The sequence below is a fragment of the Klebsiella sp. JN_Kp127 genome, from assembly GCF_040062505.1.
Classification (GTDB): Bacteria; Pseudomonadota; Gammaproteobacteria; order Enterobacterales; family Enterobacteriaceae; genus Klebsiella; species Klebsiella quasipneumoniae.
The window spans coordinates 145,930-167,712 of sequence record NZ_JBEAHS010000052.1; the positions used below are offsets into that span (position 1 = coordinate 145,930).

Below are 21,783 nucleotides of genomic sequence, written 5' to 3' on the forward strand. Positions count from 1 at the left end.
ATAATCCTTATTTCTGTACAACGATATTTTCTTGTGATGGATCGACGTGTTGCATCTGCAACTTCTCGGTCGCGATCCGTTCAACCCGACTGTGATCGCCGAGCGCGTTCTCTTCGAGGATCAGGTTGCGCCACTCAATGTCCAGGGCGTCGCGTTCCAGAACCAGTTGTTCACGCTGCGCGGTCAACAGGCGCGTGTGGTGCGCGGTGGTGACCACGGTAATCGCCGTAATAATGATGCAAATGAACAGGCAGAGTGGCAGTTTCCCAAACCGCAGAAGGTCGTCCCCGATCACGCCAGGCAAAGCATGGCGCTCGTTGCTTCCAATCGACCCTTTAACTTTGCTTAAGGCCTCTGTCACTCTGCCGATCATGCGTTCGTCCTCTCTGCGATACGCAGCACTGAACTACGGGCACGTGGATTCTCTGCCACCTCTTCTTCGCCCGGCATCAACTTGCCTAGTGCTCGTAACTCACGGCCGCCCAGTTTTTTGAGCTGCGATTCGGTCATCGGTATTCCCGCCGGAACCTGCGGACCGCGGCTTTGCTCACGCATAAAGCGCTTTACAATGCGATCTTCCAGCGAATGAAAACTAATGATCGACAGCCGCCCGCCCGGGGCCAGCACGCTGAGCGAGCTTTTTAGCGCCTGCTCTATCTCCTCCAGTTCACTGTTTACCCAAATGCGCACCGCCTGGAAGGTACGGGTCGCGGGATGTTTGTGCTTATCTTTTACCGGCATCGCCGCGGCGATGACCTCCGCCAGCTCTTTAGTGCGGGTCATCGGTGCAATGCGATTACGTTCGACGATCGCGCGGGCGATCCGTTTACCGAAACGCTCTTCGCCGAAGGTTTTAATCACCCAGGCGATATCCGCTTCTTCAGCAGTCTGCAGCCATTCGGCCGCGGACTGACCGCGCGTCGGATCCATGCGCATATCCAGCGGCCCGTCGCGCATAAAGGAAAAGCCGCGTTCCGCATCGTCAAGCTGCGGGGAAGAGACGCCAAGATCGAGCAGAATGCCGTCGATCTTACCGGTAAGATTGCGCTCGCCGACGTACTCAGCAAGCTGTGAAAATGGACCATGTACGATGGAAAAGCGGGGATCATCGATGGTTTGCGCGACGGCAATCGCCTGAGGATCGCGATCGATTGCCAGCAAGCGTCCTTCCGCTCCCAGTTGGGAGAGGATCAGGCGCGAGTGACCGCCGCGACCAAAGGTACCATCAATATAGATACCGTCTGGACGAATATTGAGGCCGTTGACGGCTTCATCCAGAAGTACCGTAGTGTGTTTAAAATTTTCCATCATTTTTATAAAGACAAATCCTGCAGGCGCTCCGACAGTTCACCGGTCGCGGACTGCTCAGCGTCGATATCTTCCTTGACCCGTTGATACCAGGTCGTTTCGTCCCACAGTTCAAATTTATTAAACTGCCCGACCAGCATCACTTCTTTTGTCAGCCCGGCATGCTGCCGTAACACCGGCGCTATCAGCAAGCGACCGGCATTATCCATCTGACATTCGCTGGCATGACCCAGAAGCAAACGCTGTACGCGCCGCTCAACGGGATTCATGCTCGATAAACGCGACAATTTCTGCTCGATGACTTCCCATTCAGGCAATGGATAAAGCAGCAGGCACGGGTGATGAATGTCAATGGTGCATACCAATTGACCGGCAGCGTCCTCGATCAGCCCATCGCGATAGCGCGTTGGCACGGCCAGGCGGCCTTTGCTGTCGAGATTGACTAACGTTGCTCCACGGAACATGCCAGCCTCACCCCTTTTCGCCACTTTATCCCACAAATTCCCACCACAAGGAGTTTACGGAGCGGAGGAAAAGCTTGTCAAGCCAGCGCGAATGCCAACGGAGCTCAAAAACCCATTATTTACAGCCGACATTAGCCCTGATGAAAAAATCATCAACAGGCGAGGCAAATTAACGTTATGAATACGTGTAAGAAAATAACCAACAAACTCGTAACAGTTATAAACATCAAAATATCTTCGGCGGGAAAATATAAAGTGTCAGTTTGCGACGCGAGCGGCATTTTAGGCCATTATGCCGGCCGTTAACAGTACCTGTTGCTGGCTGAAGGGCTGACCAGGCGCGGGATAAGGCAGGAGAGAAAGGTTGGGGCTAACAAAATGGGTGTTAATTCAGCAATTAACCTGGTGAATGTAACAAAATAATACAATTAAAGCCGGCACAATCATTTTTTGTGTCCCGTTTTGAGTCGCAAAACGATTGCCAGCGAATAAAACAAAATAACGCGTAAAGAAGTTTAGGGATTTGTCTGAAATATATTCAGTTTTGCATTCTGGACGTCAGTTGCCTGATTTATCGCCAGCGGCCTGCTCTCTGGCAGGCCTGCCAGGATTAATCCTGGGTGCTGACGATATTGCGCCCTTAACGGCGATTCAGGCTGCCGCGGCGATAAAGATTACGACGAATACGGCTGAGGCCCGGCTTCGGCTTGCGCGGTTCATCGAGGCTGGCGAGGACGATCTCGAGCACCCGCTCAGCGACATCGCGATGGCGCTGGGCCACGGCCAGTACCGGACACTGCAGGAAATCGAGCAGCTCATTATCGCCGAAGGTGGCGATCGCCAGCTCGGAAGGCAGTTTACCCTCACGGCGCAGCGTCACATCCATGACGCCCTGCAGCAACGGGAAAGAGGTGGTGAACAGCGCCTGCGGCATCGGATGGGTTTCAAGCCATTTCTCAAACAGCTGGGCCGCCGCTTCTCGCTCGTAGCTGTTGGCATAGAGATAATGCACCTCACGCGGATCGTCCTGCCAGGCTTTACGGAAGCCTTGCTCGCGCAGGAAGCTCACCGACAGTTCCGGCAGCGCGCCCAGATAAAGCACCGTTTCGCCGGGAAAAGTCCGCAACTCGGCGGCGAGCATCTCGGCATCATCCTGGTCAGCGCCGACGACGCTGGTGAAGTGCTCGCGGTCAAGGGCGCGGTCGAGGGCGACAATCGGAAACGGATCGTTAGCCCAGCGCTGATAAAAAGGGTGCTCCGGCGGCAGCGAGGTGGAAACAATGATGGCGTCCACCTGGCGCTGTAGCAGATGCTCGATACAGCGCATTTCGTTATCGGGCTGATCCTCCGAGCAGGCAATCAGCAACTGATAGCCGCGCTGGCGCGCCTGCCGCTCCAGATAATTTGCAATGCGGGTATAGCTGGTGTTCTCCAGATCCGGGATCACCAGACCGATAGAGCGTGTGCGTCCTGCACGCAGGCCAGCAGCGACCGCATTCGGGTGATAGTTGTGCTCTCGCACGACAGCCATCACTTTTTCGACCGTTTTGTCGCTTACGCGGTACTGCTTCGCTTTGCCATTAATCACATAGCTCGCGGTGGTTCTTGAAACACCGGCCAGCCGGGCGATTTCATCCAGTTTCACAATTGCCCCTTGGGTAAGAAGTGCCAAACATAACCATTATTCAGGTATGGAACCCTTTTTATAACATCTAAGCGCAGAATAGTTAGCGCAGCAACCGCTTTCGCTTACAGTTCCTACTGATTTCGCAAAAAAAAAGCCCGACAGTCGCTGCCGGGCTATTTTTGCATCAGTTCCCGATCCTCAGCGCATGATTTTATCACCGCGAGACAGGCCGACCACGCCGGAGCGAGCCACTTCCACGATCCGAGCGACATCGCGCAGGGAGGCCAGGAAAGCGTCGAGCTTATCGCTGGTGCCGGCGAGTTGAACGGTATAGATAGAAGGCGTCACGTCGATAATCTGTCCACGAAAGATTTCGGTGTTGCGCTTCACTTCTTCACGGCCGTAACCGCTGGCCTGGACCTTCACCAGCATGATTTCGCGTTCGACATGAGCCCCCTGCCCCAGCTCGCTGACCCGCAGGACATCCACCAGCTTGTGCAGCTGCTTTTCAATCTGCTCGATCGCTTTTTCATCGCCCACGGTCTGGATGGTCATCCTGGAGAGGGTCGGATCGTCCGTCGGGGCGACAGTCAGGCTTTCTATATTATAGCCGCGCTGGGAAAAGAGGCCGATAACGCGGGACAATGCGCCCGATTCGTTTTCCAGTAATACCGATAATATCCGGCGCATAATCAGGTCCTCTCCGTTTTGCTCAACCACATTTCATCCATGCCGCCGCCGCGGATCTGCATGGGGTACACATGCTCACTGCCGTCGACGGTGACATCGACAAACACCAGCCGGCGCTGTCGCACCTGCTCCAGGGCTTCTGCAAGCTTCGTCTCCAGCTCCTGCGGCTCGCTGATGCGGATCCCAACGTGGCCGTAGGCTTCCGCCAGACGAACGAAGTCCGGCAGCGACTCCATATAGGACTGCGAGTGGCGCCCGGAATAAAGCATATCCTGCCACTGCTTCACCATCCCCAGATAGCGGTTGTTAAGGTTAAGCACCAGGACCGGCAGCTCATACTGCAGCGCAGTAGAGAGTTCCTGAATGTTCATCTGGATACTGCCGTCACCGGTCACGCATACGACCATTTCGTCCGGCAGAGCCATTTTGACCCCCAGCGCAGCCGGTAGGCCAAAGCCCATGGTGCCGAGGCCACCGGAGTTAATCCAGCGCCGCGGCTTGTCGAAGGGGTAATAGAGGGCAGCGAACATCTGGTGCTGACCCACATCGGAAGTGACATAGGCATCGCCCTGAGTCAGGCGCCAGATCGTTTCTATCACCGCCTGCGGTTTGATCTTGTCGCTCTGGTCGTCGTAGCGCAGGCAATGGCGGGCGCGCCACTGCTCAATCTGCTGCCACCAGTCGCGAATGTCGTCCAGCGGCTGCTGCGCCTCTTCCTGCTCCAGCAGCTCCAGCATCTGCTCCAGCACCAGCCGGGCATCGCCGACGATCGGCACATCTGCTGGCACGGTTTTCGAGATTGAGGTCGGATCGATATCGATATGCAACACAGTCGCGTTCGGACAGTATTTGGCCAGGTTATTGGTGGTCCGATCGTCAAAGCGAACGCCGACGGCAAAAATCACGTCTGAATGGTGCATGGTCATGTTGGCTTCATAAGTGCCGTGCATGCCCAGCATCCCCAGCGCCTGCGAGTGCGTCGCCGGGAAAGCGCCCAGCCCCATCAGGGAGGAGGCCACCGGCAGCTTCAGCTTTTCCACCAGCTCGCGCAGCTGAGGTTCGCAATGCGCATTGATCGCCCCGCCGCCGACGTAGACGACCGGCTTGCTCGCCGCCACCAGGGTCTGCAGGGCGCGTTTGATCTGGCCTTTATGACCGCTGGTCGTCGGGTTATACGAGCGCATGCTGACCGCGTCTGGCCAGACGTACGGCAGTTTCTTCGCCGGATTGAGTATATCCTTCGGCAGATCGACCACCACCGGCCCGGGGCGACCGCTGGCCGCCAGCCAGAAGGCTTTCTTCAGCACGCCGGGAATATCTTCGGTTTGCTTCACCAGGAAACTGTGCTTCACCACCGGGCGGGAAATCCCCACCATGTCGCACTCCTGGAAGGCATCGTAGCCGATAAGCGATGTCGCCACTTGCCCGGAGAGGATCACCAGCGGGATAGAGTCCATATAGGCCGTCGCGATACCGGTGATGGCGTTCGTCGCCCCAGGCCCTGAGGTCACCAGCACCACACCGACCTCCCCGGTCGCTCGCGCCAGGCCATCCGCCATATGCACCGCCGCCTGCTCGTGGCGAACCAGCACATGATCGATACCGCCAAGGGTATGTAACGCATCATAGATATCGAGGACTGCGCCTCCGGGATAGCCGAATACTTGCTTGACGCCCTGATCGACAAGCGATTGGACGACCATCTCGGCTCCTGACAACATCTCCATGGTTTGCCTCCAGGCTTATTGTTTTACGACAGCGGAACTCAATTTCCGCGCGCTCGCACGATGCGAAGGAGTACCCCTCCGCACTGAGGTGAATGGACTGCATGCCACTACCATAACTGCTCGCCAGCAGGCAGGCAATTCGCCACCGGAGATGCTTTCTAAGTAGAATAAGAAGAAAAACAAGCGGAGAGAGGAAAATATGGTGGAATGCTTCAGAGATAAGAAAAGAGAATAGTAAATACTCGGAGAAAAGGCGCGATAGCAGGAATTGATCCATTTTTTGTTAACGGGCGGAGAGCAACCGAAAGGGTAAACAGCATAAAATTCTGCATTATTGTAATTAAATCATATAAAAAAAGGAGCCGAAGCCCCTTTCATGCTTATTGCCATCGGCTCAGCGCTGACAAATATCCACCAGCAGCTCTTCCATCCACTGATGACCTTTATCGCGACCCGCCGCTTCGTGCCAGGAGAGATAGCAGGTCCGGCTATTCACCTTCAGCGGCAGAGGTAATATTTGCAGCGCTAACTTATCGGCAAACTCATTTGCCAGCCAGCGCGGCGCAATGGCCACCATCTGCGTTTGCGACACCACGTTTAATACGCTGACCATCGCATTACCTTGATATGCGATGCGCGCTTGTTTATCGGCGGTGTCATACCACGGCAGACTGAATGAGGCATACCGATCGAGAGCCACCGCGGCATGCTCCTCGCGATAAATATCAGCCTCCATCACCGGTCCGGAGATACGCGGATGGTTGCGGCTAGCCACCAGAACCATTTCATCTTTGAATAGCGGTACACAGGCAAACTCAGGACGACGAAATTCTTCATAACCGATCACAAATTCCGTTTCCTGATAACGTAACTGATGTTCCGTATTTTGATTAAGCGCTGATTTAAAGACTAAATGAATATTGGGCGCGATTTCGGCGACTTTATTAAAAATTACCGACGTCAGGATGTTATCCAGCGGGCTACAGACGCACAGATTGAAAACACGCTCACTGCTCAAGGGTTCAAAACCGGAGCCTGGCAATTCGTTTTGTACCAGCTGCAGCGCCTGACGCACTGAGCCAAACAGCTGATAGGCCCGCGCCGTCGGCTGAATACCGCGGCCATAGCGCACAAACAGCTCATCATTAAACATCACTTTCAGACGTGAAACCGCGTTGCTCACCGCCGGTTGAGACATGCCGAGCGTATGGGCGGCACGGGTAATATTCTGTTCCTGCATAACCGCATCAAAAACGGTAAGCAGATTGAGATCAACCATCCGTAGTTGAGGTTTTACGACTTCCTGTCCGGGGGCTGATTTATATTCTGGACTTTCAATTAACATATCTAGTTCCGCCGTCACGATGAATTCCCTTTACTAAACCGCTATAATTAGCGCCGAAAATATCATTTATCATGCCAATGACATTTGCAAAATAGCAAAGGTGTATTTTAGGAATATATCAAGGCTATGAGTGGCAGTGTCAAACCGGTACCACCGGAATTAATAAACTGCTCAAACAATATGAGTTACTTAATGAAGATGAGTCTAACCATAATCCAGGAAAATAAAAACAACACCAATGGTTAACTGTAACTTAAGCAATAATAAAGTATTTTATTTTCCACCCCATAAAATTAACAACTATTTATCATTGAAAAAAGATCCGCTAAGGGGTAGACATATTCACACGAAAAATAAATATAATTATTTCATTCAGATAGCGATTTTTGACCGCTTCGCTCGCGGCGCATCGTGAGCGAGGCCTTTAATGCAAAGTGCATTTTCAAATGAAACATATCCCTGTGCGCCCCCGCAGGTCCAAAATAGGATCTTCGGCAAAAAAGGGCTAACATCAGCACAATTAGCTAATTCACGCTGCGGACCCAAAACGCTTTTTCCATGCCAGGGGTTGACTTTGAAACGGCTATCCAGTAACTCTAAAAGCATAACGATTTCATCTGGAGTTTGACGCAATGATTCGCACCACTCGCATCACCAGCCTACTACTACTAAACGCATGCCATTTGCGCGGTAGGCTGTTGGGCGACGTTCAGCGTTAAGTCATCTTCCAGCAAGACTATAAAACCCGCGCCTTGGCGCGGGTTTTTTTATGCTCGTCAACAAGGCGCCAGGACACAGACTAAGGATCCAAACCATGAGCCAGCAAGTCATTATTTTCGATACGACCTTACGTGATGGCGAACAAGCGTTACAGGCAAGCCTGAGTGTCAAAGAGAAGCTGCAGATTGCTCTGGCCCTCGAGCGCATGGGTGTTGACGTGATGGAAGTCGGTTTCCCAGTTTCTTCTCCGGGCGATTTTGAATCCGTGCAGACCATCGCGCGCACCATCAAAAACAGCCGCGTATGCGCCCTGGCGCGCTGCGTCGAGAAAGATATCGACGTAGCTGCGGAATCCTTAAAGGTGGCCGAAGCGTTCCGTATCCACACCTTCATCGCCACCTCGCCGATGCATATCGCCACCAAACTGCGCAGCACCCTGGATGAGGTCATTGAACGCGCGGTTTATATGGTGAAGCGGGCGCGCAACTACACTAACGATGTCGAGTTCTCCTGTGAAGACGCCGGCCGTACGCCGATTGCTGACCTGGCTCGCGTCGTGGAAGCCGCGATTAACGCAGGCGCCACCACCATTAATATTCCGGATACCGTCGGCTACACCATGCCGTTCGAGTACGCCAACATTATCAGCGGCCTGTATGAGCGCGTACCGAATATCGACAAAGCCATTATCTCCGTCCATACCCATGATGACCTGGGTATTGCCGTCGGCAACGCCCTCGCCGCGGTCCACGCCGGAGCCCGCCAGGTAGAAGGCGCGATGAACGGTATCGGCGAGCGTGCCGGCAACTGCGCGCTGGAAGAGGTCATCATGGCGATTAAAGTGCGCAAAGACATCATGAACGTGCACACCAATATCAACCACCATGAAATCTGGCGCACCAGCCAGACCGTCAGCCAGATCTGCAACATGCCGATCCCGGCGAACAAAGCCATCGTCGGCACCGGCGCCTTCGCCCACTCCTCCGGTATCCACCAGGACGGCGTGTTGAAGAACCGCGAAAACTACGAAATCATGACCCCGGAATCCATCGGCCTGAACCAGGTACAGCTGAACCTGACTTCCCGCTCCGGCCGCGCGGCGGTGAAACACCGGATGGAAGAGATGGGTTACCAGGAGAGCGATTACAACCTGGATCACCTGTACGACGCGTTCCTGAAGCTGGCGGACAAAAAAGGCCAGGTCTTCGATTACGATCTGGAAGCGCTGGCCTTTATCAACAAGCAGCAGGAAGAGCCGGAGCATTTCCGCCTGGATTACTTCAACGTTCAGTCCGGCTCCAGCGATATCGCGACCGCCTCGATCAAACTGGTCTGCGGGGATGAGATCAAAACGGAAGCCGCCAACGGCAACGGTCCGGTTGATGCTATCTACCAGGCGATTAACCGCGTCACCGATTACAACATTGAATTAGTGAAATATGGCTTAAGCGCGAAAGGCCACGGCAAAGACGCCCTGGGCCAGGTGGATATCGTCGTTGACTACAACGGCCGCCGTTTCCACGGCGTTGGTCTGGCAACGGATATCGTAGAGTCGTCAGCCAAAGCGATGGTTCACGTGCTGAACAACATCTGGCGCGCCGCCGAAGTCGAAAAAGAATTGCAACGCAAAGCTCAGAATAAAGAGAACAATAAGGAAACCGTGTAATGTCGAAGAATTACCATATTGCCGTTTTGCCGGGTGATGGCATTGGCCCGGAAGTGATGAACCAGGCGATGAAAGTACTGGAAGCCGTGCGCCAACGTTTTGCCATGCACATTACCACCAGCCAGTACGACGTCGGCGGCGCGGCCATCGACCGTCAGGGAACTCCCCTGCCGCAGGTGACCGTCGCCGGATGCGAGCAGGCGGACGCGATCCTGTTCGGCTCCGTCGGCGGCCCGAAGTGGGAACACCTGCCGCCCGCAGAACAGCCAGAGCGCGGCGCCCTGCTGCCGCTGCGTAAACACTTTAAACTGTTCAGCAACCTGCGCCCGGCCAAACTGTATCAGGGGCTGGAAGAGTTCTGCCCGCTGCGCGCCGACATCGCCGCCAACGGCTTCGACATTCTCTGCGTTCGCGAACTGACCGGCGGCATCTACTTCGGTCAGCCGAAAGGTCGCGAAGGCAGCGGTCAGCATGAGAAAGCTTTTGATACCGAGGTGTATCACCGCTTTGAAATCGAACGTATCGCGCGCATCGCGTTTGAATCCGCCCGTAAACGTCGTCACAAAGTGACCTCCATCGATAAAGCCAACGTCCTGCAGTCGTCCATTCTGTGGCGCGAAATCGTCACCGAGATCGGCAAGGAGTATCCGGACGTTGAGCTGGCGCACATGTATATCGATAACGCCACCATGCAGCTGATTAAAGATCCGTCCCAGTTCGACGTGCTGCTGTGCTCCAACCTGTTCGGCGACATCCTCTCCGACGAGTGCGCAATGATCACCGGCTCAATGGGTATGCTGCCGTCCGCCAGCCTCAACGAACAAGGTTTCGGCCTGTACGAGCCAGCAGGCGGCTCGGCGCCGGATATCGCCGGCAAAAATATCGCTAACCCGATCGCGCAGATCCTCTCCCTGGCGCTGCTGCTGCGCTATAGCCTCGACGCTGACGAGGCGGCGAGCGCGATTGAAAGCGCGATTAACCGCGCTCTGGAGGAAGGCGTTCGTACCGGCGATTTAGCGCGCGGCACGGCAGCGGTCAGCACTGATGAAATGGGCGATATCATTGCCCGCTATGTCGCAGAAGGGGTGTAATCATGGCGAAGACGTTATACGAAAAATTGTTTGATGCGCACGTGGTGTATGAGGCGCAAAACGAAACTCCGCTGTTGTATATCGACCGCCATCTGGTGCATGAAGTCACCTCCCCGCAGGCCTTTGACGGCCTGCGCGCCCACGGCCGCCAGGTGCGCCAGCCGGGTAAAACCTTCGCCACCATGGATCATAACGTCTCGACGCAGACCAAAGATATTAACGCGTCCGGCGAGATGGCCCGCATTCAGATGCAGGAGCTGATTAAGAACTGTAAAGAGTTCGGCGTTGAGCTGTACGATCTGAACCACCCGTACCAGGGCATCGTTCACGTGATGGGCCCGGAACAAGGGGTTACCCTGCCGGGGATGACCATTGTGTGCGGCGACTCCCATACCGCCACCCACGGCGCCTTTGGCGCGCTGGCCTTCGGCATCGGCACCTCCGAAGTGGAGCATGTGCTGGCGACCCAGACCCTGAAACAGGGTCGTGCGAAAACCATGAAAATCGAAGTGCAAGGCAAAGCGGCGCCGGGCATCACCGCCAAAGATATCGTGTTGGCGATCATTGGTAAAACCGGCAGCGCCGGCGGCACCGGCCACGTGGTGGAGTTCTGCGGCGAAGCGATCCGCGATCTGAGCATGGAAGGCCGCATGACCCTGTGCAACATGGCGATCGAGATGGGCGCGAAAGCGGGCCTGGTCGCGCCGGATGAAACCACCTTCAATTACGTACGCGGCCGTCTGCACGCGCCGAAAGGCAAAGATTTTGACGATGCGGTGGCGTACTGGAAAACCCTGAAAACCGACGACGGCGCCACATTTGACACCGTAGTGACGCTGCAGGCGGCTGAGATTGCCCCGCAGGTGACCTGGGGCACCAACCCGGGCCAGGTGATTTCGGTCAGCGATAATATCCCCGATCCTGCGTCGTTCAGCGACCCGGTGGAACGCGCCAGCGCCGAGAAAGCGCTGGCCTATATGGGGCTGAAATCCGGCATTCCGCTGACGGAAGTGGCTATCGATAAAGTATTCATCGGCTCCTGTACCAACTCGCGTATCGAAGATTTGCGCGCGGCGGCGGAAATCGCCAAAGGGCGTAAAGTGGCGCCGGGCGTCCAGGCGCTGGTGGTGCCGGGTTCCGGTCCGGTGAAAGCGCAAGCGGAAGCGGAAGGCCTGGATAAGATCTTTATCGAAGCCGGCTTTGAGTGGCGCTTACCGGGCTGCTCTATGTGTCTGGCGATGAACAACGACCGCCTGAACCCGGGCGAGCGCTGCGCCTCCACCAGCAACCGTAATTTTGAAGGCCGCCAGGGCCGCGGCGGACGCACGCACCTGGTGAGCCCGGCAATGGCCGCGGCGGCAGCTGTGACCGGCCATTTCGCCGATATCCGTAATCTGAAGTAAGGAGACCATCATGGCAGAGAAATTTACCCAACATACCGGCCTGGTGGTTCCGCTGGATGCTGCAAACGTCGATACCGACGCGATCATTCCCAAGCAGTTTCTGCAGAAAGTGACCCGCACCGGCTTTGGCGCGCACCTGTTCAACGACTGGCGCTTCCTCGACGATAAAGGTCAACAGCCGAACCCGGAGTTCGTGCTGAACTTTCCTGAGTACAAAGGCGCATCTATCCTGCTGGCGCGGGAAAACTTCGGCTGTGGCTCCTCGCGCGAGCATGCGCCGTGGGCGCTGACCGATTACGGTTTTAAAGTCGTTATCGCCCCAAGCTTTGCCGATATTTTCTATGGCAACAGCTTCAACAACCAGCTGCTGCCGGTGACGTTGAGCGATGAGCAGGTCGACGAGCTGTTCAAACTGGTGCAGGCCAACCCGGGCATTACGTTTGAAGTGGACCTGGAAGCGCAGGTGGTTAAAGCGGGGGATAAAACCTACAGCTTTAAGATCGACGATTTCCGTCGCCACTGCATGCTCAATGGCCTGGATAGCATCGGCCTGACGCTGCAACATGAAGCGGCTATTTCCGACTATGAGCACAAGCTGCCGGCGTTTATGAATTAATCTTCGCGCCCGGTCATTTGACCGGGCTTTTTAGTTTATTGCGGCAGAAAATTGCGATCTCACGCACAAAAAACAATATTGCTTCGCCGATCGTCAGCCCATGACGTTGGCCTGCCCCACGCGATAAAGACGAATGATTCCGCTTTCCTCCCCCTGACCTGCGTGGTTTATGTATTATCCCTTCACTGCAAGTAAAAATAAGGTACGAGTGTTTAATATAAAAATATAACAATGTGAAAAAAGCGTTAATCTCATAGAGAACCCCTATAGCTCACAGCAAAAAAAAACATTATTTTTCGATTTTTCGCCTCGCTATCTTTTCCCACAGAGAAATATTAACTAAGGACACGCCCGGGCCCCCGCATAGCGGCTTCCCGGCCTCCTGTGGAGAGAAGAGATGAGCCACTATCCGCACCTTTTCAGTCCGTTGACCATCAACGGCATGACGCTAAAAAACCGCATTATTATGCCCCCGATGGGCACCAATATGGCCACGCTCAATGGCGAGGTCTCGCAGGAACAGCTGGAATACTACGAACTGCGGGCCAAAGGCGGCACCGGGCTTATCACCATCGAAAACATCTGTATTGATTTCCCTTTCGCCTCCAACGGCACCACCCAGCTGCGGATCGATAACGATCAATATATCCCACGGCTGTTTAAATTAACCGAGACCCTGCATAAACATGGCGCCTGCGTATCCATTCAGTTAAATCACGCAGGCGCTTCGGCTTATGCCTACCGCCTCGAAGGTCAGACACCGCTCTCCTCCTCGACGACGCCCTCGAAAAAGCACGGTAATATTCCGCGGCCAATGACCCATGAGGAAATTTATCACGCGGTGGAAAAATTCGGTGACGCCGCAGAGCGCGTTCGTCGCGCGGGTTTTGACTGCGTCGAAATTCATGCCGGCCACTCCTATTTAATTAGCCAGTTTTTATCGCCGTTATTTAACAAGCGCACCGATGAATTTGGCGGCAGCGTCGAAAACCGCACCCGGATATTAAGTCTGATTGTCGATAAAGTTCGCGCCTGCGTCGGGCCGCGTTTTCCGGTCAGCCTGCGCATTAGCGCCGACGACTTCCTCAAGGGCGGCAATACCCTCGAAGATTCTCTGCGCATCCTTGAGCTCTGCCAGGAGAAGGTCGATATCATCAACGTCTCGGCGGCGCAGAACGACAACCTGAATCTGCAAATCGACCAGATGTCGCTGGAGGATGGCTGGAAGCGTTATCTCTCCCGCGCGGTGCGCGATAAATTCCATAAGCCCACGGTCATCGCCGGCAATATCCGTACCCCGCAGGTGGCCGAGGATATCCTCGCCAGCGGCGATGCCGATCTCATTGCCATTGGTCGCGGTCTGATTGCCGAGCCGGAGTGGGTGCAGAAGGTGCAAAGCGGTAAAGAACGCCTGATGCGCAAATGCATCTCCTGCAACATCGGCTGCGCCGACCATCGCATCGCCCGCTCGCGCCCGCTGCGCTGTTCAATTAACCCGGACATCATTCACGGCGATACCTACAAAACGCGGCGCGTTAATCGCGACACGAACGTGGTCGTCATCGGCGCCGGCACTGCCGGGATGGAGGCCGCCTGCACCGCGGCGGAAGTCGGCTGCCACACCTGGCTGCTGGAGGCGAAAAATCACGTCGGCGGTCTCGCCAGCGATATCGCCCGTCTGCCGGAGAAAAAACGCATCGCGGATTTCCCGCAGTTTATGAAAAACCGCATCGCCGCGCTGGACAACCTGATGCTGCAGGTCGGCAAACGGGCAGACGTGGCCTCGGTTTCCGCCCTGCGTCCGCATCTGATCGTCAATGCCACCGGCTCAACCCCCCTGCTGCCGCCTATTGCAGGACTGCGGGAGAATATTGACGCCGCGGAAGGCAAGGTCTTTTCCATTACCGGCATGATCGACAATCTGGCGAAATTTACCCATGTCGAGGGCAAACGCATCGCCGTTGTCGGCGCGGGCGCCGTTGGCCTTGACGTCATCGAATACTTTACCGCTCGCGGCGCGCAAGCGGTATTAATCGAAATGCAGGACGCCGCCGGTCGCGATCTCGACATCATTACCAGGAATGCCATGTTGACCATGCTCGACGAGCACCAGGTCGAACAGCACATGAATACGCAACTGATGGCGGTGGCTGCCGGCCATTTCCAGGTGAAAAATACACAGCATACCTTCGATATCCCCTTCGACTACGGCTTTGTCTGCCTGGGGATGCGCGCCAACCGGACGGGTCTCGACGAGATCGAGCGCTGGGCCAATGCCAATAACGTCAAAATCATGAATATCGGCGACAGCGTGATGGCGCGACGCATTATCGACGGCATCCGCGAAGGCCGCAACGTGCTGGACACCCTCGAAGACATGGGTGCGCTGGGCAGCCGCGAAGCACAACGAATTCCCTTTCTAACTTATTGAGGATTTTTGTCATGGCAGAACGTATTACTGGACACACTGAGCTGATTGGTCTGATCGCCACCCCGATTCGCCACAGCATGTCGCCCACCATGCACAACGAGGCTTTCGCCCATCTCGGGCTGGACTACGTCTACCTGGCTTTTGAAGTCGGTAATCAGGAGCTGAAAGACGTTGTGCAGGGCTTCCGGGCTTTGAAGCTGCGCGGCTTTAACGTCTCTATGCCGAACAAAACCGAGATTTGCCAGTATCTTGATAAGCTCTCGCCGGCGGCGCAGCTGGTCGGGGCGGTGAATACCGTGGTCAATGACGACGGCGTACTGACCGGGCATATTACCGACGGCACCGGCTATATGCGCGCCCTTAGCGAAGCGGGTATCGATATTATTGGCAAGAAGATGACCGTGCTCGGCGCCGGCGGCGCGGCGACCGCGCTCTGCGTCCAGGCGGCACTGGATGGCGTGAAGGCGATCTCGATCTTCAACCGTCGCGATAAATTCTTCGCCAACGCCGAAGAAACGGTAGCCAAGATCCGCAACAACACGCGCTGCGAGATCCATCTGTTCGATCTCGACGATCATGACAAACTGCGTGCCGAAATCGACAGCAGCGTGATCCTGACCAATGCCACCGGGGTCGGCATGAAGCCGTTCGAAGGCCAGATGCTGCTCCCGGACGACAGCTTCCTGCGTCCGGACCTGATCGTCTCCGACGTCGTGTACAACCCGCGCAAAACCCACCTGCTGGAAGTGGCTGAGAAAAAAGGCTGCCGTACGCTAAACGGCCTCGGGATGATGCTGTGGCAAGGCGCGCGCGCGTTCGAAATCTGGACGGGTAAACAGATGCCGGTTGATTACATCAAAAGCATCCTGTTCTAAGGGGCAAGCGATGAAAAATAAATACGTCCCTACCGCGGCAGGGCTGTACCTCAACTACCTGATTCATGGCATGGGGGTGCTGCTGATCACCCTCAACATGGCCCATCTCCAGGAGCAGTGGGGAACAGACGCTGCCGGCGTATCAGTGGTGATCTCCTCGTTAGGGATCGGCAAACTGGCGACCATCGTGACCGGCTTTCTGTCGGATCGCTTTGGTCGTAAGCCCTTTATCTATCTGGGGATCCTCAGCTATCTGATCTTTTTTATCGGCATTCTGCTGACCAAAAATATCTATCTGGCCTATGTCTTCGGCATTATGGCGGGCCTGGCGAACAGCTTCCTCGACTCCGGCACCTATCCCGCGCTGATGGAATCTTTCCCGCACTCCGCCAGCCGGGCCAACGTGCTGATCAAAGCCTTCGTCTCCGCCGGACAGTTCCTGCTGCCGTTCATTATCAGCTTCCTGATCTGGGCGAATCTGTGGTTCGGCTGGTCGTTCGTGATTGCGGCAGCGCTGTTTGTTGTGAGCGGCCTCTATTTGCTCAAAATGCCGTTCCCGGATAGCCAGGCGGCGAAAAAAGAGGCCACCCCAGGGCCACAGGCGGAAACCTCCGCCCGTCCGCAGGCCAACAAACTGGATATGGTGATCTTCACCCTGTACGGCTATATCGGCATGGCGACCTTCTATCTTGTCAGCCAGTGGCTGGCGCAGTACGGTCAGTTCGTGGTCGGCCTGCCCTATGCCTCGGCGATTAAGCTGCTCAGCATCTATACCGTCGGGTCGCTGGTCTGCGTCTTCGTGACCGCCGCCTTCGTCAAAGAGGTGTTCAGCTCCGCCGTCGCCATGATCATCTATACTGGCCTGTCGATGGTCTCGCTGCTGCTGGTATGCCTGTTCCCGACGCCGATGATGGTTACCGGCTTCGCCTTTGTCATCGGCTTTGCCGCCGCGGGCGGAGTGCTACAGCTGGGAGCGACGATCATGGCGATGAGCTTCCCGAACGGGAAAGGCAAGGCAACCGGCATCTTCTACACCGCCGGCAGTATCGCCAGCTTCACGATCCCGCTGATCACCGCCAAACTTTCGCAGATCAGTATTGCCAGCATTATGTGGTTTGATTTTGCGATCGCCGTGATCGGCTTTGTGATCGCCCTGTACATCGGCTATCGTCAACTGCAGGCTCGGGCGGCGCGAAAAGTATCACCCACCGCAGTCACCGCCTGAGGTTCAACGCGAATAATAATGGATGCCTACATGACAAATGCAGTTACCGTAAAGAACATCACCTTCCAGGAAGGGGAAACCTTAATTTGTGTACCGCTGATCGGCAAAACGCTGGATGAAATACTGGGTAACGCCCACGGCCTGGTCGACGCCGGCGCCGATATCATCGAATGGCGCGTTGACCACTTTACTCAGGTGAGAGAGATGGCTCAGGTGATGGCCGCGCTGGCGGAAATCCGTGGCGCGCTGAAAGCGCTGCCGCTGCTGTTCACCTTCCGCAGCAAGAAAGAAGGCGGCGAGACCGAGCTCAGCGACGACGCCTACTTCGCGCTCAACCGCGAAGCGGCGCGCAGTGGCCTGGTTGATGTCATCGATATCGAGCTGTTCAATGATGAAGCGCAGATCCGCGCGCTGGTTGACGATGCGCATGCCGCGGGCGTCAAAGTGATCATGAGTAACCATGATTTTCATAAGACCCCCGCCCAGGAAGATATCATCTATCGCCTGCGCCGCATGCAGGATCTGGGCGCCGATCTGCCGAAGATCGCGGTGATGCCGCAATCGCCGCAGGACGTTCTGACCCTGCTCGCCGCCACGCTGACCATGAAAGAAAAGTATGCCACCCGCCCGCTGATCACCATGTCGATGGGAAAATCGGGCGGCGTCAGCCGGGTGACCGGGCGTCTTTTTGGCTCAGCCATGACCTTCGGTACCGTGGGTCAGGCTTCCGCGCCGGGACAGATCGCCATCGACAAGCTGCGTGAAGTGATGGATATTCTCTCCTGATAACCCCTCAGCCCGGAGGACCTCTCCGGGCTATTCGCTAACAGATCTTCTGGCTGTCGTGGATGACCACATTTTTAAACGACTGCAGCGCAGGGGAAAGTCCGCGGTCTTTCATGGTCGCCAGATAGATATAGCGCGGAGGGAGGGTGTTTTTAATCTTCAGGATATGGACGTTGTAATGGGAGAGCGCCGAGATCCGCGGCATGATCGCGATCCCGTAGTCAATGCTGACCAGCCCGGCCATCGCGGTATCCTCTTCCACGTAGCAGGCAATCTCCGGCACCAGCTTTTGCTGCATAAATACATTATCGATAAACGGACGTAAGCCGCTATTTTCTGAAAAATAGATATAAGGATAATGAATCGTCTCCACGAGGTCGACTTCATGTTCATACAGTCGGGCCAGCGGATGATCCCTGGCGGTCACCACCACCAGCTCCTGCTGAATAACCGGAATAAAATCGATATCGGGTTCATCGGCAATATAAGAGCAGATCGCCAGATCGACTTTTCCCGCTTTCAGCTCCTGCAACAGCGTCAGCGAGGTCCCTTGAGTAAAAGAAAAAGTCACGTTGTGAAATTCAGGTGAAAGAGAATATTTATTAATTAACTGCGGAACAACATATTCGCCCATCGTGTAAATAAAGGCGATACGAATGTTTTCTTTATTTTCAGCGCCGTTTTTTTGCAAAACTGTGCGGCCATTTTCCAGTGAGGCCAGCGCATCTTCGACATACGGCAGAAAACGCTTGCCGTTTTGCGTAATTTTAACGTTCCGTCCCTGTCTGGCGAACAGCGCGACCCCTAACTCCTTCTCCAGCTCTGATATCGCATGGCTTAGCGAAGGCTGGGTGATGCACAGACTGGAGGCCGCTTCGGTATAATGTTCAGTTTCAGACAGACGTTTAAAATAATAAAGTTGCTTTAGGTTCATTATTTTTGCCCGTATAATATAAGAATAAATTCACTGATGCTAATATACCATGCAAGCCACCAATAATGCGCACGCGCGGGAAAATATTGGCGGTGCATCAAATATTATTTTCTGAAGCGGATGAATGTGCCACAAAGCGTTGCCATTCATAGATACTACCTATAGTTCCCGGAGATATTTTTGCATATACAAATATATGCAAAAATATTTTAAACTTTAAAGGAACTCGCTATGAGTATGTCAAACTCTCAGGAAGTCCTCACTTCCTCATCGGGGACGAAAAAAAGAAGCCGCGTTCGGATAGTTATTTTACTGCTGTTGTCCGTCGGAACGATGATCAATTATCTCGACCGCACCATCCTCGGTATCGTTGCCCCACAGTTAACCCAGGAAATTCATATCGATCCGGCGATGATGGGCATCATTTTCTCCGCCTTTGCCTGGACCTATGCCCTGGCGCAGATCCCCGGCGGCATGTTTTTAGACCGCTTCGGCAACAAACTGACCTATGCCCTGTCAATTTTCTTCTGGTCGCTGTTTACCCTGCTGCAAAGTTTCACCCTCGGGCTTAAATCTCTGCTGCTTCTGCGCCTGGGACTCGGCGTCAGTGAAGCACCCTGCTTCCCGGCCAACAGCCGCATCGTCAGCACCTGGTTCCCGCAGCATGAGCGCGCGCGGGCGACGGCAACATATACGGTTGGTGAATATATAGGACTGGCGGCCTTCTCGCCGCTGTTATTTTTAATCCTCGAACATCATGGCTGGAGAACGCTTTTTTTCCTCACCGGCGGATTAGGTATTTTATTTACTTTGGTGTGGTGGCGTTTTTATCACGAACCCCATGAATCGCGCACGGCTAATCAAGCGGAGCTGGATTATATCGGCGCAAACGGCATTGACAATAAAATCCAGAACGTTCCATTTAACTGGCGTGACGCCAGGCGCCTGCTGGGCTGTCGCCAGATCCTCGGCGCCAGTCTGGGTCAGTTTGCCGGTAACACCACGCTGGTGTTTTTCCTGACGTGGTTTCCCAGCTATCTGGCCAACGAGCGCCATCTTCCCTGGCTGCACGTTGGCTTCTTCGCCACCTGGCCGTTCCTCGCCGCCGCCATCGGCATCCTCTTCGGCGGCTGGATCTCGGACCGACTGCTGAAGCGAACCGGCTCCGTCAACATCAGTCGGAAGTTACCAATAATTTCCGGATTATTACTCTCCAGCTGTATTATTGCGGCGAACTGGGTGAGCGCCAACAGCACCGTTATTATTATCATGTCGGTGGCGTTTTTTGGCCAGGGAATGGTTGGCCTGGGCTGGACGTTAATTTCTGATATTGCCCCGGAAAATATGGCAGGCCTGACCGGCGGTATATTTAATTTCTGCGCTAATATGGCGTCGATTATAGCCCCACTGATAATTGGCGTGATTATCTCCGCAACGGGTAACTTCTTTTACGCACTGATCTACGTCGGCCTGACGGCGCTGATCGGCGTGATTGCCTACATCTTTATCATCGGCGACATCAAGCGAATCGAACTGAAGTAAACCCGGCGGCCCCGGCGAATTGCGCGCCGGGGCGAAGAGGACGGTCAGATATCCTTTACCTTGCTGGTTAAAAACAGCGTCACCAGCGAAATCGCGGCGATCGTCCAGTAGACGCTGGCGTGGCCATAGCTTTGCGACAGCGCCCCCTGCATCACGCCGGCCAGGATCACGCCAGTGGAAATACTGTTGGTAAACAGGGTGGTCGCCGCCCCCGCGCGCCCCGGCATTAAATCCTGGAACCACAGCATGCCGATCCCGGCGATAATGCCGATAAAGATGGCGTTGAACAGCTGCAGGGCCAGCAGCGCCGTACGGCCATGAAACAGGATCAGCCCCAGATAAAACAGCACACCGGCCGCCACCGCCGCCACCATCATTTTACGTTTACCAAAGCGCTTCACGTAGTAGCCGGCGAGGATCATCGCCGGAATCTCCAGCCCGGCGGCAGTGCCCATCAGGATCCCGGCCAGGCTGTCGGGAAGCCCGAGATCGCTGCTGATCCACAGCGGCATATCAATGATATACATGGTGTTGCAGGTCCACATCAGGGTGGAGGCGATAAACAGCATGCGTACGTTCTTGTCCTGCCATCCGCCGGCCTGCGCCAGCGCCTCCGCCTCTTCCGAGGGCTGCTCCACGCGCGGAACCGAGGGCAGTTTGACGGCAATCAGCGCCAGGCTGATCACAAAGATGCCCGCCGCAATGGAGAACATGGTGGTAAAGCCATAGTTGAGCGCCAGCATAAAGGCCAGCGGCGGGCCAATCACCCACGCCAGGGACAGCTGGGCACGCATGACCGAGCTGAACATCACCACTTCCCGCGCCGAGCTGTCGGCATACTCCCGCGCCAGGGCAAAGAGCTGCGGCATGGCGGCGTTAGCGATGGATGCCAGCATCACCCCGCAGGTGATCAGCGTCAGATAGTGGCGGTTGAAGGCAAACAGCAGCGCATTGCCTACCGCCATCAGGCAGCAGAACATAATTAACCGCCGCCGGTCGCCGCGGCTATCGGAGCGCTTGGCCAGCGCCAGACTCACCAGGATCCCGGCTATCGCATTCACGGTGTAGAACAGGCCCACCCAGAACGGCTGCGCCCCCACTTCGCGGCTGAGAAACAAACTCAACGTCGGCGCCTGCAATGCGCCCGCCACGCCCATCATAAAAGCAACCAGCATAAAGGCGGCATAGACGCCGTTTAGCCGTCGTCCCATCGTCATCAACCACAGCATGAAATGTCCTTAACACACGCGAAGTAAACGAAAAAAGCCAGCAGAGGCTTTCTGCTGGCGGGTGATTCTATACTCTGTGGAATTCACGTTGCAGGACAAACGGT

General features: G+C 55.3%; 19 protein-coding genes. 10 read left to right on the top strand and 9 right to left on the bottom strand.

All coding sequences use genetic code 11. The features are described 5' to 3' along the window. Positions 1–7: 7 nt before the first annotated feature. The 7 genes from ftsL to leuO form a co-directional block, all read right to left on the bottom strand. Positions 8–373: a cell division protein FtsL gene (gene ftsL / locus ABLV04_RS21445; RefSeq protein WP_002888550.1), complete on the bottom strand. Its 366-nt coding sequence runs from the start codon at positions 371–373 to the stop codon at positions 8–10. Next, positions 370–1,311, bottom strand: a complete 942-nt coding sequence (rsmH, locus tag ABLV04_RS21450) for a 16S rRNA (cytosine(1402)-N(4))-methyltransferase RsmH (protein WP_004204328.1) — start codon at positions 1,309–1,311, stop codon at positions 370–372. The genes ftsL and rsmH overlap by 4 nt, the downstream gene beginning before the upstream one ends. A gap of 2 nt (positions 1,312–1,313) precedes the next feature. Next, positions 1,314–1,772, bottom strand: a complete 459-nt coding sequence (gene mraZ, locus ABLV04_RS21455; RefSeq protein WP_004204327.1) for a division/cell wall cluster transcriptional repressor MraZ — start codon at positions 1,770–1,772, stop codon at positions 1,314–1,316. 640 nt (positions 1,773–2,412) lie between these two features. Next, positions 2,413–3,417 carry a catabolite repressor/activator gene (gene cra, locus ABLV04_RS21460; protein ID WP_004145952.1) on the bottom strand — a complete coding sequence of 335 codons (1,005 nt, stop codon included), beginning with the start codon at positions 3,415–3,417 and terminating at the stop codon, positions 2,413–2,415. 180 nt (positions 3,418–3,597) lie between these two features. After that, positions 3,598–4,089 carry an acetolactate synthase small subunit gene (gene ilvN, locus ABLV04_RS21465; protein WP_002888536.1) on the bottom strand — a complete coding sequence of 164 codons (492 nt, stop codon included), beginning with the start codon at positions 4,087–4,089 and terminating at the stop codon, positions 3,598–3,600. Positions 4,090–4,091: 2 nt separating this feature from the next. Next, entirely contained in the window at positions 4,092–5,816 is a 1,725-nt protein-coding gene (gene ilvI, locus ABLV04_RS21470) for an acetolactate synthase 3 large subunit (protein ID WP_002888534.1), read from the bottom strand. A gap of 394 nt (positions 5,817–6,210) precedes the next feature. Continuing rightward, positions 6,211–7,179, bottom strand: a complete 969-nt coding sequence (leuO, locus tag ABLV04_RS21475) for a transcriptional regulator LeuO (RefSeq protein WP_072140386.1) — start codon at positions 7,177–7,179, stop codon at positions 6,211–6,213. A gap of 614 nt (positions 7,180–7,793) precedes the next feature. Between leuO and leuL the strand changes: the two genes are divergently transcribed. The 9 genes from leuL (at position 7,794) to aroD (ending at position 17,974) form a co-directional block, all read left to right on the top strand. After that, the gene (gene leuL / locus ABLV04_RS21480; protein ID WP_017901192.1) at positions 7,794–7,880 is read left to right on the top strand and encodes a leu operon leader peptide; all 87 of its coding nucleotides are present in this window, start codon (positions 7,794–7,796) and stop codon (positions 7,878–7,880) included. Positions 7,881–7,975: 95 nt separating this feature from the next. Further along, complete coding sequence (gene leuA / locus ABLV04_RS21485) at positions 7,976–9,547, top strand: 2-isopropylmalate synthase (protein WP_023291975.1); 1,572 nt, start codon at positions 7,976–7,978, stop codon at positions 9,545–9,547. Continuing rightward, entirely contained in the window at positions 9,547–10,638 is a 1,092-nt protein-coding gene (leuB, locus tag ABLV04_RS21490; RefSeq protein WP_180266009.1) for a 3-isopropylmalate dehydrogenase, read from the top strand. The genes leuA and leuB overlap by 1 nt, the downstream gene beginning before the upstream one ends. 2 nt (positions 10,639–10,640) lie before the next feature. After that, positions 10,641–12,041, top strand: coding sequence for a 3-isopropylmalate dehydratase large subunit (gene leuC / locus ABLV04_RS21495; RefSeq protein ID WP_023291973.1), 1,401 nt, complete (start codon positions 10,641–10,643; stop codon positions 12,039–12,041). Positions 12,042–12,051: 10 nt separating this feature from the next. After that, positions 12,052–12,657 carry a 3-isopropylmalate dehydratase small subunit gene (gene leuD / locus ABLV04_RS21500; protein ID WP_023291972.1) on the top strand — a complete coding sequence of 202 codons (606 nt, stop codon included), beginning with the start codon at positions 12,052–12,054 and terminating at the stop codon, positions 12,655–12,657. Positions 12,658–13,054: 397 nt separating this feature from the next. Next, the gene (locus ABLV04_RS21505) at positions 13,055–15,088 is read left to right on the top strand and encodes an FAD-dependent oxidoreductase (RefSeq protein ID WP_180266010.1); all 2,034 of its coding nucleotides are present in this window, start codon (positions 13,055–13,057) and stop codon (positions 15,086–15,088) included. A gap of 11 nt (positions 15,089–15,099) precedes the next feature. Next, positions 15,100–15,963 (top strand): shikimate dehydrogenase, encoded by an 864-nt coding sequence (locus ABLV04_RS21510; protein WP_017901194.1) that lies wholly within the window; start codon positions 15,100–15,102, stop codon positions 15,961–15,963. Between the two features lie 10 nt (positions 15,964–15,973). Then, positions 15,974–17,188, top strand: a complete 1,215-nt coding sequence (locus ABLV04_RS21515; RefSeq protein WP_023291969.1) for an MFS transporter — start codon at positions 15,974–15,976, stop codon at positions 17,186–17,188. A 30-nt stretch (positions 17,189–17,218) separates the two neighbouring features. Continuing rightward, complete coding sequence (gene aroD, locus ABLV04_RS21520) at positions 17,219–17,974, top strand: type I 3-dehydroquinate dehydratase (protein WP_065882765.1); 756 nt, start codon at positions 17,219–17,221, stop codon at positions 17,972–17,974. 37 nt (positions 17,975–18,011) lie between these two features. On the opposite strand, the gene ABLV04_RS21525 is transcribed toward aroD, so the two are convergent. Then, positions 18,012–18,908 carry a LysR family transcriptional regulator gene (locus tag ABLV04_RS21525; RefSeq protein ID WP_004204315.1) on the bottom strand — a complete coding sequence of 299 codons (897 nt, stop codon included), beginning with the start codon at positions 18,906–18,908 and terminating at the stop codon, positions 18,012–18,014. A 231-nt stretch (positions 18,909–19,139) separates the two neighbouring features. Here ABLV04_RS21525 and ABLV04_RS21530 point away from each other — a divergent pair, with 231 nt between their 5' ends. Continuing rightward, the gene (locus ABLV04_RS21530) at positions 19,140–20,450 is read left to right on the top strand and encodes an MFS transporter (RefSeq protein ID WP_023291967.1); all 1,311 of its coding nucleotides are present in this window, start codon (positions 19,140–19,142) and stop codon (positions 20,448–20,450) included. A 44-nt stretch (positions 20,451–20,494) separates the two neighbouring features. Here the strand turns inward: ABLV04_RS21530 and ABLV04_RS21535 are convergent, their stop codons facing one another. Beyond that, on the bottom strand, positions 20,495–21,679 hold the full coding sequence (locus tag ABLV04_RS21535; protein WP_023291966.1) for a sugar efflux transporter: 1,185 nt from the start codon (positions 21,677–21,679) through the stop codon (positions 20,495–20,497). Between the last annotated feature and the right edge of the window lie 104 nt (positions 21,680–21,783).